The following is a 13,818-nucleotide window of genomic DNA, read 5'->3' as shown; positions in this document are numbered from 1 at the left end:
GCGACCTCACGTCTTATATTCGAACCGCTGACAAGAAGTCGTTGCCACAATGAATACGCATAATAAAAAAGTTCGTGCTTACCACTTCCCCGTATTTCGCCATCTTTTCACCGCGCGACTGCTGACCGTGCTTGGCAACGGTATCGCCCCGATAGCGCTGGCGTTTGCCGTGCTGGACATCGGCGGCACCGTCTCGGATTTAGGCATTGTCGTCGCCTCGCGCTCCATCTTTAACGTGGCATTTTTGCTGCTTGGCGGCGTGTTAGCCGACCGTTACTCCCGCAGCCGGGTGCTGGTCTACTCCTCCGCCGTTGCTGCGATTTCCCAGGCCATCGTCGCTTGGTCGGTGCTTGATGGCTCCGCCTCAGTGTTAAGCCTCGCCCTGCTCGGCGCACTGAACGGCGCGGCGGCGGGTATCGCCTTACCGGCCTCATCCGCGCTGGTGCCGCAAACGGTGCCACCACAAAATCTGCGCGAAGCCAACGCCTTAATTCAGCTGGGTATCTACAGCGGAACGGTGATTGGTGCGTCGCTGGGCGGGATCCTCGCCAGCTCGGTCGGGCCGGGCTGGGGGCTGGCAATTGATGCGCTGGGCTTCGCCGCATCGGCTCCGCTGTACGCAATAATTAAAGTCACTGCCATCAGCAACGGCGAATCACAAAGCAACATCCTGCAGGACCTAAAAGCGGGGTGGAAAGAGTTTGCCAGCCGCGCCTGGGTGTGGTCTATCGTGGTGCAGTTTACGATAGTCAACGCGGCGTTTAGCGGCGTGGTGATGGTGCTCGGCCCGGCAATTGCCGATGCCTCGTTCGGACGAGCGCACTGGGGAATGATCGTCGCAGCCCAAAGCGTGGGGCTGATTACCGGTACCTTCCTTGCCCTGCGCTGGCGTCCGCGCCGGGATCTCTTTATCGGCGTGATGCTGGTTATCTTCTGCGCAGTACCGATCTTTATGCTGAGTCAGCTCGCCTCTGCGCCCTATCTGACCGCCGCCTTTTTTGTTACCGGCGTGGCGTTTGGCCTGTTCGGCGTCTCCTGGGCGCACTCATTGCAAACGCATATTCCGCCAGACAAGCTGGCGCGGGTCTACGCCTATGATGCCGTAGGTTCCTTCGTGGCAATCCCGTTTGGCGAGCTGGTTGCCGGGCCGCTGGCGATGCGCTTTGGCAGCAGCAACGTTCTGATGGTGTCGGCGGTGGCGGTGGTGGTTGCCACGGTCTGCGCCAGCCTGGTGCCCGCCATTCGGCGGCTCGACAACAGCGCCCAGGCCAAGCCTCACCAGACGCTGTCTTAACTCTCTCCATGACGCGGGGCAACCTTTACCGTTGCCCCGCACCGACTTACCAGTACGGCTTCCAGCATTGGCGCACGCGAATCAGCGCTTCAAGATAGAAGTAGTCCCCCCAGGAGCAGCACTCATCAACCCCCTTTCCGGCCGGCATATGATAGACCGAGTGCATCAGCAGCCCCTCGCATGCCGAGGGATCGCGGGAGAGATAGCGTTCGGTCAACGACTCCACAATGCGCAGGGCCACCTCTTCATACTGCATTCGATCCGTATCGGTCGCCGGCAGCGCTTTCGCCAGCTCCAGCAGGCCACAGGCTGCAATAGCCGCTGCCGAACTGTCGCGTACCGCATCCGTGTTGGCTAAGGCGAGATCCCAGTGGCAGACCCCGTCCTCCGGCAAACGGTTGATGAAGTAGTGGCTCAGGCTGCGAGTCAGGCTGACAAAATCGGCATTGCCGGTATAGAGGTAACTGAGCATAAACCCATAAATCCCCCACGCCTGACCGCGCGCCCAGCAGGAACTGTCGCTGTGTCCCTGATGCGTATTACCATAGCGCGCCTCACCGGTCGTCACGTCCATATAGTAGGTGTGATAGGTGGAAGCATCGGGCCGGACAATATAGTTTGCCGCCTGGGTGGCATGGGATAACGCGGCCTGCGCAAACGCCGGATTCCCCGTCTGTTCACTGGCCCAGTAAAGCAGCGGCAGGTTCATATTGCAGTCGATAATCATCCTCCCCTGCTGCTCAGGGTCGGTCAGGTCACCCCATGCCTGGATAATCCCCGCCGTTGGGCTGTAGCGCTGCATCATCATCTCCGCGGCGTGCAGCGCAATATCCCGTGCTCGGGAGTTCCCCGTCAGCCGCCAGGCATTGACGCAGGACAGGGTATAGAGAAAGCCGAGATCATGTGTCTGGGTCTCCACCTGCCGGGCCAGCCTGTCGGCAAAAGAGATAATGAACCGTTCGGCGGCCTGACGATATTTATGATTGCCGGTCATTTCCCAAAGCAGCCAGAGTTGACCGGTCCAGAAACTGTTAGTCCACTGATTGTTTTCCGCTGGCTGCCATTTCCCGCCCTCGCACGCCTCATTCGGGAATTTATCGCCCAGCGCAAACAGCGTTCGGTCAATGCGCGACGTAATAGGCTGCAGCGCCTTGTCGATAGTGGTTTTTAATGCCTGACGATCGACAGGCGAGCCGTTTAACGGGCGCAGGGGTTCGGTAACGACATGCGCCGTTTTATTACCAGTCATAATTTATCCTGTTATTACTATTTCGAGGGTTTAACCGTTTGAGGATGCAGTACATCAGTACGCACGGTAGACGTTTTTTTTCCGGCATGGCTGCTGGATAAGGTGAAAGAGGAGATGAGGGTAAATAATAGCGCGCAGCATCCCATCATTAAGAAAGTATGCGAAAAACCAATTTTATCGTATAAATATCCCGCCGGTGGCGCGACGACCACTGAACCGACATAAACCATTGCCTGATAACCTAATAAATACATCGTCGCGTTGACACGTTTATGGAAATGTTCAGCAATATATTTAAAGACGGAAATTAACAGCAGCGCAATTTCCACACCGTAGAAAGGCTTAATAATGGAAATCATCAGCGGGTCGACCGTTAATCCCGAGAGGATTAAACGTACCCCGACGACACAGCCACACAGCAATAAGCCTTTCTTTGCCCCGTAATAGTTCACCAGCGCCGGAATAAACATCATCATCAGAAATTCAATGCCCGCCTGCAGCGTGCCCAGATAGCCATACCAGGCGTTGCCCTGCTCTTTAGTGGCAAAGAAGGAGACGAAATAGCGTGGGAACTGCTGCTCAGCCACAAACATCATCCACGCAACGCCCGCAACGTACAGGCTGAACATCCAGAACTTGCGGTTTTGCATCAGCGCGATAACGTCAGCAAATACTATTTTGTTTTCCGAGATAACCGCATTGTTACGCAACTGTTCGTCGCCGATCTTCAGGCTCAGCAATACCGCCAGCATCAACAGCGACGTACTGCTGCTAAGGATAAAGTTGGCCGCCGGGGTATAGTTAAACAGCACCCCAGACATCGAGGCCGCCAGCGCCCAACCGAGCGAACCCCACATGCGTATACGGCCAAATTCCAGACCGTAGAGACGGCTAAAACGGTCCGCATAGGATTCAGCCGCCGCCACCCCCGCATACCAGCCCAGGCTTAAATAGAAGGCGCCAATAATAATGCCCACCAGCGTATAGCTCAGCAGCAGCGGCTGGTAAATAAAAACAAAAAACGGTGCCATCAATGCTGAGGTAGCGCAGACAAAATAGAGCAGCCATTTGCTCATGCCTATTTTATCCATGATATAGCCATATACCGGTTTCATGACTACGGCAAATACACCATTAATCGCAAATACGCTACCAATGGTCACGCTATCCAGCCCAACCTTTTGGCTGAGCCACAGCGCATATAAGCCAAAACTGGATGACCAGGTAAAGAAGTAAAGAAAGATAAAACCGCTCATTTTGCACTGCGCTAAGCGCATCGGTGAAATCGCGTTCATGATACGGCTCCAGCATAATTTCGATATTCATCGTTATCATTAACAAACATAAGAGATTCTGAGGTAATCATAATGTCCTGCCGTTTTAAAGAGTGTTTATAGGGTAAATCTGATGACAGAATCCGGATGCTGACGAGCGGAGAGTAGCCAATTTATTGGCGGCAACAGCGTGAGCCTGTTCACAAAATTATTTCAATTTTTAAGTTTGATTAGATTCATGGGCTGATATTCAGCAATATTTGCAAATCGTAACAGTAAAGCTTAATTCTGTTGTCATGGTGAACAATGAACGATCCGCAACGACTCGAACGTATCGCACTGGGCAATGATGTGGTCTCTTTTCAGCGACCAAAACAAGCAAGCGCCCACTACTACCACTGGCATCAGTGCGTGGAGTTTTTATATATCTCCGAAGGGTATGGCATTGTCGTGGTGGACAAGCAGCACTACACGGCAAGGCCAGGGCGATTTTTTATCTTTCCCCCCTTTCGCCTGCATAAGGTTCAGGTGGAGGCGGCACAGAACAACCCCACGTTTCGCACCGCCATGCACATTGAACACAATGCCGTGTTCAGCGCCCTGCAGATGTTTCCCCGCCACCAGACGCAGTTTGCCGCGCTCTCCAGCACTCGTGCGCCCGCGCAGATCCACGATCTCAGCGAGCATGCGGGCCATATTGCCTATATCCTCGACCGCTTCGAGTCGCAGGAAAAACAGGGGCACCGCTCCGCCAGCGATGTTGCCTTTCTGGTCATGCAGCTGCTGGATTTTCTTCCAACCCAGCCGCAAAGTGACGTCCACCAGCAGCAGACCGTGGCCGCGCGCATCATGCAGTGGGTGGAAGAACACTATCAACACAAATTTTCGCTGGAGGAACTGGCCGCCGATATCGGCTTTTCCCGCAGCTATACCTCCCGCATTTTCCGTCAGCAAACCGGCGGCGGCATTCAGGAGTACATCCTGACCCGGCGGATTAAAAAAAGCTGCGATTTATTGCGCTACTCGTCGCTCAGCGTGACGGAGATAGCCCAGCAGGTAGGCTTCACCGAAATGACCTACTTCATTACCTGCTTTAAAAAAATGTTGGGCCAGTCGCCTTTGCAATACCGCAAGCACTATGCTGGCGATTCTGAATTGCCTGAGCGGTAGTCACCGCTATTTCAGGCAGGAGACATACTTATCCCCCGAGCGGCGCACGATCTCATCGGCATTGTGCGTAATATCTTTGCCCGCAAACGCGCCATAGAGTTTCTTAAATTTAACCGTCGCCAGACGTTGGGTAATATCGCTAACCGTGGCAGCGGGCAGCGGCAGTAAGTTAGGGTAGCTCCACATAAATGAGACGGCTCGCGCCCCGGCGGTAACCTGAACGATATCGCCGGAAAGCACGATGCCCTCATCCCGCGCCCAGTGCAGCACGCAGCCGCCGGCAAAGTGCCCACCGAGACGGATAACCGCGACGTCCTGAGTCAGTTCCAGCGTGTCGCCTTCCCAGAAATGAATCCAGGGGCTGTCGCGCATCACCCATTGACGATCGTTGGCATGAAGGTATATCGGCGCGTTAAACTCGGCGGCCCAATCCTGCATGGCGGTGTAGTAATGGGGATGTGATATCGCAATAGCCTTAAGCCCGCCGAGCGATGCAATCAGCGTTTTCGTGGCATCGTCCAGTGTGGCAATACAGTCCCACAGAATATTGCCTTGCGGGGTGCGCAGCAGAAATGCGCGCTGACCGATCGCAAAATCAGGAACGGTGCGAATGCTAAAAAGTGCACTATCATGCTGTTTCCACGTGGTAGTGTGCGAAGCGCAATGGGCGTCGAAATCGACCCATTGCTGCCCTTCAGCAGGTATATACTGACGTTCATCTTCACAGATTAAACAGTGCGCAGGATGGGAACCGGTCGTTTTATAGGATGTGCCGCAGGTTTTGCATAATGTGATCATTGAGTTCTCCCCATTTTTGCGTGTCCATTGAGCGCTGCACTTATGTGACGTCGTGTCAGATAATCAACATTGTCAGCCTGGCACACGGCGAGTCAGTGATGTTCCCGTTAGTGCTTCGGTTAATTTAAATACCGCCTCTTACGATTTACCTGATGGCTGTTTTTCTCTAAGGTAACTACCCAATCGAACTAATCATTTTTCCTTTGATGCCGATATCTTTATTTCTCAATTAATATGTGAAGGAACATGTATGTCTCGCGTACACCCCTTTATTCACCCTCTTGTCTTTCTGACGTTTATCCCCTTGTCTTACGTTCAGGCCGCTGATAATCCCGTACTGGTCAGCAGCAGCACCAATCCCCTGTCTATAACCAGAATTAACGATCGGGTGAATTTTATGGTGTCGTTAACCTTCGATAATGGCAACACCGCTCAGCAATGGCGCTCCGTTGATTGCCAACAGGGTAAGTCACAGCTTCTGTATAAGGATCTACTGAATAAAGAAGGATTAACGAAGGCGCGCTTCTACGGCAATAGCTATCTTCATTATGCGCCGGCGCAGGACGACCCGCAGATGAAGGCCGAGGATATTCGCACGGTTTGCCAGCTACCGGTAAAAGCAGCGCGGTGGGAAAAATTATCCGCGACGTCAGACAGCGGTATAACCGCACTTGTTGATGTGAATAGCATTAAGCGCACCGACGACATCTTATCGGTAAACATGGGCTATGACCTTGCCGATATTACCTGGGAACCGCCTTATGACGCGCCGCTGGTATTAAAAGTTGAACGCTACCTCTATAACTGTGAAACCCATCAGGGCGCAGCCGCTGCGGCCATGAATTTCGACAGCGAAGGCCGCGTAACCGACTCGCTTATTACTGCGGATATCCTTCGCCGTAAGAGCAGCTTCCCTATTGATGCCCAAATGACGCAGCGCTTCGAGCAGCTCTGCAAACTACCGGCAGGAAAAACGTTTACCGCCGAAGGGCTCTTTGTTCCCGCCACCAACAAGAAGCCTTCCACATTGATGGGGCCGACCATGCCGGATCTGACCAATAATAATCCGCAGTGGCTGAACAAATATCCGCTTTCGGCAAATATCGAGCGCCAGGTACAGTCGTTGATTAAACCCTGGGCGCTTCCGCGCTTTAAACAGATTCGCTATACCCAGAGCAGCGACCTCGGCAAGATTAAGGTCCAGCTGGATGCGCAGCCGGATGGATATCTCCGCAAGCTTGAGGATTATGGCATCTGGACGGTGCAACGCTTAACGCTGGCCAATCAGCTGCAGCTGAAATTCACGATGTCTATCAGCACCGGCGCCTCAGTGCTTAACTCGCTGCAAACGGATCTACACTTCCCGTTAGCGGCGGGTCAACATTACGAGGCGCAGTGGGATGATATTGATGCCGATAAGAAAGTCACTGCCTCATCATTGCGCTGTGACGTCACGACAGGGGGAGAGGCGAACAGCATTGCCCCTGAATTTAGCGGTAAATATCTGCTCGTCGCGTGTCATTCCTCCAGAGACAACCAAAAGAGCAGCGCTGAAAAGCTCGCCTGGCTGCAGGACCTCAACCTGTTCGTTCCCTTGACTCAACAAGTAGGCGACCGGCCGGAAAGCCCGGTAAAACTGGAAAATGTCAGCGTGGTACGTTAAATAATCTCCAGGGCTCAACAATTTATGCGTTGAGCCCTGGACGACACGCTCCCCCACTCGCTCAGCGCTAAGGATCCCGTCATGACATCCTTTTATCAACTCTCCGCCACCAGCCTGCAGGGTCAACCTATCGCTATGGCAGAGTATGCAGGCAAAGTGGTTCTGGTAGTGAACACCGCCAGCCATTGTGGCTTCACACCGCAATACGCCGGCCTTGAAGCGCTCTACAAAAAGTACGCCGCGCAGGGTCTGGTGATACTGGGCTTCCCCTGCAACCAGTTTGGCAAACAGGAACCCGGCAGCGCCGACGACATCGCGCAGACCTGTCACATCAACTACGGCGTGAGCTTCCCGATGTTCGAGAAAATCAACGTCAATGGGGGTACGGCGCACCCGGTGTTCCATTACCTGAAAGACGAGCTCCCCGGCGTGCTGGGTGGACGAATCAAGTGGAACTTTACTAAGTTTCTGATCGGACGCGACGGCACGCCGCTGAAGCGTTTTGCGCCGTTTACTAAGCCTGAGAAAATGGAGGCGGCGATTGTTGCGGCGCTAGGGGTTAATGGGGGGAAGTGATGGGAGGATGCTCTTGAGCAGGCTTACTAGAAAACAGCATGCCGGAAAGCGCATTACCTAGGGTTAAAATGCCTGAATGCATGCCTGTTTCCCACTTTGATTAATTGCATGGTGTGGCCTTTCAACCGCCTGGCCCCTCTCAAGTAACGATGCTGCTTCAACAACCATAAAAGTTGCCGAATTGGCGATGGCTGAATTGGAACAGTGAGTGGGATACCGACAATGGGTGTAGTGATTTTCTGTACGTACGCTTCTTGCTCACAGCGGACCTTCAGCTCAGTTAGCGATGTCCGCTGCGTGCCAGATGCGGACCTTTGGTGATAACAAATCTGCCAACCAATGGTCAGCAGACAAGTTTATGATATTAGCTACGCTCCGCAATATCAGCAGCCGCCCCCATAGCAACTTTGCCAATCAGGTTATCTAACCTCATCGCTTTTAGGCGTGCGTAATCTGATTTGGCATACCTCATGAATGCTTAGGGAGATAAAAGCTTTCCTCTACTCTCGAAGGCGTAGGTTCACTTTATTTAGTGCTCTCGTCCTGTTCAACCAGAGCAAAACGCCGACAGCTACCAGACTGAACAGAGACATACAATAAAGTGCGTAAAATGCGCCAAAGTATTGCGCCATTGCACTGGTTATACCGGTGAAAATAGTGGCGGTCAGCACCTGCACACGCCATGACATCGCACTGGCTTTTGCAACCTGGGTTTGTGGGAAGTTCCTCAAAATACCAAACGTACCCAAAGCAAATACAATATTCGATGCCATATGTGCACTGAAGATAAGAACCAGTCCGATGTATCGATACCCGGCGGATAGTGGTAATAAAAAATAGCTTCCAATAAATAAACTCAGACAGGCCAGCAACAACCTATTATTAACGGCATACTGCTGCAATTTACTGGCATCAAGCATCAGCGGCCCGCAGAGCTGACCAAGACTTCGTGCAAAAAGCAGCGGCAAGGCCAGCCCGGCAGAATCTTCAGGCCGTATTTCTTGTGCCAGTGCAGGTAAAAGCGCCATTGCGGGTGACCCCACCGCGGCAAGCGCGGGTAACAGCATAATGCTTCTTTTCTGCAAGGGTGATATGGCACGCCAGAGGGATTCCCGTCTGACCGGCGTAGTCTCTGTTGACCGGTGTGCTTCACCGCAAAAAAAAGCGGCAGACATCATAAGTAGAATCGCAGAAGCCGTAAAACTGAGCGCATCAATGGCAAGCAGATGCAGCGGAGGAATCAGACCAAAAAGCAAAACACCGAGGCCAGTCCCCAACAACACCTGTGAAGCAAAAATGATGGTTTCCATGGCCGTTGCAGCCGGGAGTTCATCATGGCGCAATCCGCGTTTGAACAGCAACGTCAGCGCCGGGTAACTTATGCCGCTGAGCAGAGCCTCTATGCACTGCACGACCAGCAGCGCCGGTACATTATGATGCAGCAAGCCATATATGGGAAAAACAAGCGCAAACAGACCAGATATCTCGGTAAAAATCAGGATCCGCAGTGGTGACGTTTTCTTGCAGAGTATCTCGCCCCAGATGCTGCCCATAAAGCTGGGTAGCATCGACAACATATACACAATGGTCAGTGTCGCAGGAGAAGCATGCCAGTGTAAAAGCTGACCGAAAATAATGACCTGAGTAAGCCCATTGCCCAACGATGACAAGATATAGGCAAACCCAAGGAAACGAAGCCAGCGGTGGCTACGAAGCGCGCCAATAAGCGCAAACAGTAACGTGTTCATAAAGAAAGGTTCTCATCTTAAATAACAGAAGCCCACGCAGCCCACGGCAACGCGGAAAATAAGCACTGTTAAAAGAGAAAACCTTTACATCGGAAACGGTACCCTGCCTGAAATCGATACAATACCTTAGCATATAAAGTACCTTGAAGTTGAATGTCCGCGAATCGCTCACTGCGAACCTTCAACCCAGTTGGTTTGTCCGCCTCATGCTAAAAGCGAATGTTGATAATGTAATGAGTACGAGTGCGATGACAGTTCCGGTTTACCGACTGGTTACCCGGAAAGAGGATTGAAGCGGTGAGAAGGCCTGAACGACATGCTGGAAAACGCAAGGATCAGAAAGGAGTTCAAACTCTTCGTCATTCGGGTAGGTGACAGCCACATGGTAGTTTTCCCCGGGAAATAAACCTTTCGATTAGTATGTGTTTATTTACCTTTAAACGTAAACCGTTCTTTTTTCACCCAACAGCAATAAGATTTATCTCACTCCAAATAGCAGTATCGACTTTTTTCAATCAATATTGAAAAATAAAAACTCACCAACACATTGATTCCAATCACTTAAAGCATTAATGAAATTATTACTTTAATAATTAAGCAACATATATAAATGACATGATAACTAAATTATACTTCTGCAACATCCGGTAGAGAAGTGAGAGTAAAATGCGGTTAATTGTCATGTTGTTAAGCGTTGTCGTCGCCACGCAGGCCTGGGCGGGTGAACTTGCCAAACCCACCGGCAAGGTGCTTTTAACGATGTCCGGTAATATCGAGAATAAAAATGCAGACGGCAAAGCCGTTTTTGATCTCGCTAGCCTCGAGAAACTGGGCACTGTCACCTTCCAGACCACTACGCCCTGGTATAATGGGCGCACGACTTTTACGGGTATCCCGCTGCAAAAACTGATGGACTCTGTCGGAGCAAAAGGCTCTGTGGTTAAGGTCACTGCGCTCAACGACTACACGACCATTATCCCGCTCAGTGATTTCAAAAAATACAATGTTATCCTTGCGGTTAAAGTTAACGGAGAATATATGCGTATCCGTGACAAAGGCCCATTATTCATTGTGTATCCTTATGACAGCATCCCTGAGCTGAATAACCAGGTCTATTATTCAAGATCGGCATGGCAGGTCAGCAGAATGAGTATTGAGTAAGGGTTCAGATAAGCATTATGAACAGAATACTGGCTGGCATTATCTTCTCCCTTTTTATCGCTACCGGGTATGTCTCTTACCTGGTGCATGAAAAGCAACAGGAGCTACAGAGTCTGACGCACTACGCCAACTCGTGGTCTGCCGCGCAGGTGGTATCTGAATACTATCGATTTGAGTCATCGGTCAGCCTTTACGCTATTGATGAGACGATGAAGCTTGATGAGGTACGTCTTCGCCTCGACATCATGCTCAGCCAGAGCGACTTACTAAAAGAAGGTGATTTGGCGCATTACATTGAGGGCAATAAAACGCATCGAGACCTGGCCCTGAAGCTTCAAAACACCCTTAAATATCTGGACGTTCATCTTGAAACCATGGACCGTCCAGAACTTCAGGCTTATCTGAAAACAATGCATACGCTTGATGTACCGCTCAGTCGTTTTTCATCCGGAGCATTAGACAAAGACGTTAACTCGGTAAATATCGCCAACCTCAAAATTCAGACGCTCTACTATGTCTATTCCACAACGTCCGTACTGCTGATAATACTGAGCGCCATCCTCGGCATGCTGAGCTTTATTCAGAATAGAAATATCCTCAAGGCGCACCTCCAGGTTAAGAGCCTGGCGGAAGAGTTGCAGAAATCGAAAGAAAAGCTACAAACCCAGAATGCCAAACTGGAGTATGACGTTTACCATGACTCTCTTACCGAGATGAATAACCGTCAGCTATTCTGGTGGAATTTAAATAACACCATTGAGATCGCAGAAAAAAACCATGACTCGGTCACGGTGATGCTGTTTGATTTAGACCGATTCAAAGAGATAAATGACACCTACGGTCATGATGCTGGGGATATGTTATTAAGGCAGATTTCCGAAAGGCTGATGTCGCTGAAATTTAGTTCGGATACGCTTTATCGCCTGGGAGGCGATGAGTTTGCATTTCTCGCGCGTGGTCTGACGGAGAGCAGCGCGGTTTCGCGCGCCCAGAAAATATGCGATGTCATTAATCAGACCTACACCATTTATAACGCGATTATTAATATCACTACCTGTGTGGGTATTGTTATCTCCGACACTGAACGCCGCTCCGACTATCTGTACAAGTTCGCCGATCTGGCGCTTTATGAAGCGAAAAATGCCGGTACCGGGAAGATAAAAGTCTTCCGCCAACGCATGCTGGATCAGCTACAAGAAACCAGAACGCTTGAGCACGATATGGCGTTGGCCTTAGCCAATAAAGAATTCGTGGTCTATTACCAGCCGATTGTCGACTCGTTCAGCCGGGAAATTTACAGCTATGAAGCCCTTATACGCTGGATACACCCGCGTAAGGGTCTCATGCCGCCGGATAGCTTTATTCCGGTTGCTGAAAAAACAGGCATGATTAACGAAATGGGCAAGCTGGTACTCGAAATGGCCTGCCGGGAAGCGGCCTCCTGGGCGGTTCCGGCTAAAATATCAGTTAACGTCTCGCCGGTGCAGTTGAGCTGTAAAGGCTTTGTGGGGATCGTACTGTCCATTTTGAAAGAGACCGGGCTTTCAGCCGATCGTCTTGAGCTGGAAGTTACGGAGTCTGCCCTCTTTACCGAGAGCAGCACGCCGATGAATACTCTTAACAAACTCAGAGCCCTGGGCGTGAAAATCTCCATCGATGACTTTGGCACCGGCTACTCTTCCCTTGCGCGACTGAGTCGGCTTTCTTTCGATAAAATCAAAATTGATAAGTCCTTTGTCCATTCGATATCGACGCAAGAAGATGCGCTGAATATCATCAAACTCATCACCGGGATGGCGAAATCCCTCAGTATGAAAGCGGTAGCGGAAGGGGTTGAAACGCAGGAGCAGCTGGAAAACCTTCAGGCTTTGGGCTGCGATTTCGCCCAAGGCTATCTGTTTAGTAAGCCTCAACCTTATGTTGATGGGAAAATCCGCTACGGATAGTGCGCACTGTCCGTAGCCCGGCCGAGCAACGGTACAAACGCGACGCCGGGGCCCGAACGGAACCCGGCGCACGTTCCCCATTAAATCTGCGCCAACCCACCATCAACATAAATTTCTGCAGCATTAATAAAGCTCGCGTCGTCGGAAGCCAGGAAAGCGACGGTTTTCGCCACCTCTTCCGGTTCCCCCAGACGGCCCAGCGGCACTCCAGCGGCCAACGCATCAAACAGCCCCTGTCGATGCTCTTCCGGCACCAGCCCGCCGAGACCCGGCGTGCGGACCGGGCCTGGGCTGACGACATTCACCCGAATACCACGCCCCTGCAGGTCAAGCGCCCATGAGCGCGCCAGATTGCGCACCGCGGCCTTGCTGGCGCTATAGACGCTAAAGTTGGCGGTCCCTTTCACCGCGGCGGTTGAACCGGTCAGGATAACCGACGCCCCCTGAGTCAGCAGCGGCAGCGCCTTCTGTACGGTGAACAGCACGCCGCGCACGTTGGTGCCAAAAATACGGTCGAAATGTTCTTCAGTAATCGCCCCCAGCGGCATCATGTCGCCACCACCGGCGTTAGCGAACAGCACGTCCAGTCTGCCAGATTCGCTGGCAATGGTGGCAAACACACTATCAAGATCGCTCAGGATGGAAGCGTCAGCGCGAATGCCTTTCGCCGATGGCCCAATTAAGGCCACTGCGGCGTCAAGCTCTTCCTGGCGACGACCGGTGATGTACACTTTCGCGCCCTGCGCTGCCAGTTCCTGTGCTGAGGCCAGGCCAATCCCCGTGCTGCCGCCGGTAACCAATGCGATTTTTTCCGCTAATTTTTTGCTCATGATGCACATCCTTAAAATAGATTAATAGAATCATTTAGTTGCAGCGATTAACTGGCTGCTAAGCTCGGAAATCACTCTAACGTGCATCACAGGGGCAGAAAAATAGGGC

Annotated in this window: 11 protein-coding genes and 1 pseudogene; 6 read left to right on the top strand and 6 right to left on the bottom strand. The window is 51.8% G+C overall.

Annotated features, from left to right (window positions below; translation table 11 throughout):
- Positions 1 to 49 precede the first annotated feature (49 nt).
- Positions 50 to 1,294 carry an MFS transporter gene (locus tag ACLGE8_RS11075; RefSeq protein ID WP_410998478.1) on the top strand — a complete coding sequence of 415 codons (1,245 nt, stop codon included), beginning with the start codon at positions 50 to 52 and terminating at the stop codon, positions 1,292 to 1,294.
- Positions 1,295 to 1,340: 46 nt separating this feature from the next.
- Here the strand turns inward: ACLGE8_RS11075 and ACLGE8_RS11070 are convergent, their stop codons facing one another.
- Together ACLGE8_RS11070 and ACLGE8_RS11065 are read right to left on the bottom strand one after the other, a co-directional pair.
- The gene (locus ACLGE8_RS11070; RefSeq protein WP_410998477.1) at positions 1,341 to 2,543 is read right to left on the bottom strand and encodes a glycoside hydrolase family 88 protein; all 1,203 of its coding nucleotides are present in this window, start codon (positions 2,541 to 2,543) and stop codon (positions 1,341 to 1,343) included.
- A 17-nt stretch (positions 2,544 to 2,560) separates the two neighbouring features.
- Entirely contained in the window at positions 2,561 to 3,838 is a 1,278-nt protein-coding gene (locus ACLGE8_RS11065) for an oligosaccharide MFS transporter (RefSeq protein ID WP_410998476.1), read from the bottom strand.
- A 285-nt stretch (positions 3,839 to 4,123) separates the two neighbouring features.
- Here ACLGE8_RS11065 and ACLGE8_RS11060 point away from each other — a divergent pair, with 285 nt between their 5' ends.
- Positions 4,124 to 4,987 (top strand): helix-turn-helix domain-containing protein, encoded by an 864-nt coding sequence (locus tag ACLGE8_RS11060; protein ID WP_410998475.1) that lies wholly within the window; start codon positions 4,124 to 4,126, stop codon positions 4,985 to 4,987.
- Between the two features lie 6 nt (positions 4,988 to 4,993).
- Here ACLGE8_RS11060 and ACLGE8_RS11055 read toward each other — a convergent pair whose 3' ends face one another.
- Entirely contained in the window at positions 4,994 to 5,785 is a 792-nt protein-coding gene (locus ACLGE8_RS11055) for an MBL fold metallo-hydrolase (RefSeq protein WP_410998474.1), read from the bottom strand.
- 250 nt (positions 5,786 to 6,035) lie between these two features.
- Here ACLGE8_RS11055 and ACLGE8_RS11050 point away from each other — a divergent pair, with 250 nt between their 5' ends.
- Positions 6,036 to 7,448 carry a hypothetical protein gene (locus tag ACLGE8_RS11050; protein WP_410998473.1) on the top strand — a complete coding sequence of 471 codons (1,413 nt, stop codon included), beginning with the start codon at positions 6,036 to 6,038 and terminating at the stop codon, positions 7,446 to 7,448.
- Between the two features lie 81 nt (positions 7,449 to 7,529).
- Positions 7,530 to 8,024: a glutathione peroxidase gene (locus ACLGE8_RS11045; RefSeq protein WP_410998472.1), complete on the top strand. Its 495-nt coding sequence runs from the start codon at positions 7,530 to 7,532 to the stop codon at positions 8,022 to 8,024.
- A 500-nt stretch (positions 8,025 to 8,524) separates the two neighbouring features.
- On the opposite strand, the gene ACLGE8_RS11040 is transcribed toward ACLGE8_RS11045, so the two are convergent.
- Together ACLGE8_RS11040 and ACLGE8_RS11035 are read right to left on the bottom strand one after the other, a co-directional pair.
- Positions 8,525 to 9,772 carry an MFS transporter gene (locus ACLGE8_RS11040; protein ID WP_410998471.1) on the bottom strand — a complete coding sequence of 416 codons (1,248 nt, stop codon included), beginning with the start codon at positions 9,770 to 9,772 and terminating at the stop codon, positions 8,525 to 8,527.
- A gap of 262 nt (positions 9,773 to 10,034) precedes the next feature.
- Positions 10,035 to 10,175, bottom strand: a pseudogene (locus ACLGE8_RS11035) (hypothetical protein); the annotation flags it as partial.
- Positions 10,176 to 10,438: 263 nt separating this feature from the next.
- Between ACLGE8_RS11035 and ACLGE8_RS11030 the strand changes: the two are divergent.
- Both ACLGE8_RS11030 and ACLGE8_RS11025 read left to right on the top strand, forming a co-directional pair.
- The gene (locus ACLGE8_RS11030) at positions 10,439 to 10,933 is read left to right on the top strand and encodes a molybdopterin-dependent oxidoreductase (protein WP_410998470.1); all 495 of its coding nucleotides are present in this window, start codon (positions 10,439 to 10,441) and stop codon (positions 10,931 to 10,933) included.
- 17 nt (positions 10,934 to 10,950) lie between these two features.
- Positions 10,951 to 12,879 carry a putative bifunctional diguanylate cyclase/phosphodiesterase gene (locus tag ACLGE8_RS11025; protein WP_410998469.1) on the top strand — a complete coding sequence of 643 codons (1,929 nt, stop codon included), beginning with the start codon at positions 10,951 to 10,953 and terminating at the stop codon, positions 12,877 to 12,879.
- Positions 12,880 to 12,959: 80 nt separating this feature from the next.
- Here the strand turns inward: ACLGE8_RS11025 and ACLGE8_RS11020 are convergent, their stop codons facing one another.
- On the bottom strand, positions 12,960 to 13,709 hold the full coding sequence (locus ACLGE8_RS11020; protein WP_410998468.1) for an SDR family NAD(P)-dependent oxidoreductase: 750 nt from the start codon (positions 13,707 to 13,709) through the stop codon (positions 12,960 to 12,962).
- Positions 13,710 to 13,818: the final 109 nt, after the last annotated feature.

It is taken from the genome of Kluyvera sp. 142486 (genome assembly GCF_046569695.1).
Classification (GTDB): domain Bacteria; phylum Pseudomonadota; class Gammaproteobacteria; order Enterobacterales; family Enterobacteriaceae; genus Kluyvera.
The sequence above is the reverse complement of the archived record's forward strand: the minus strand, read 5'-3'. Positions and strand labels throughout refer to the sequence as shown.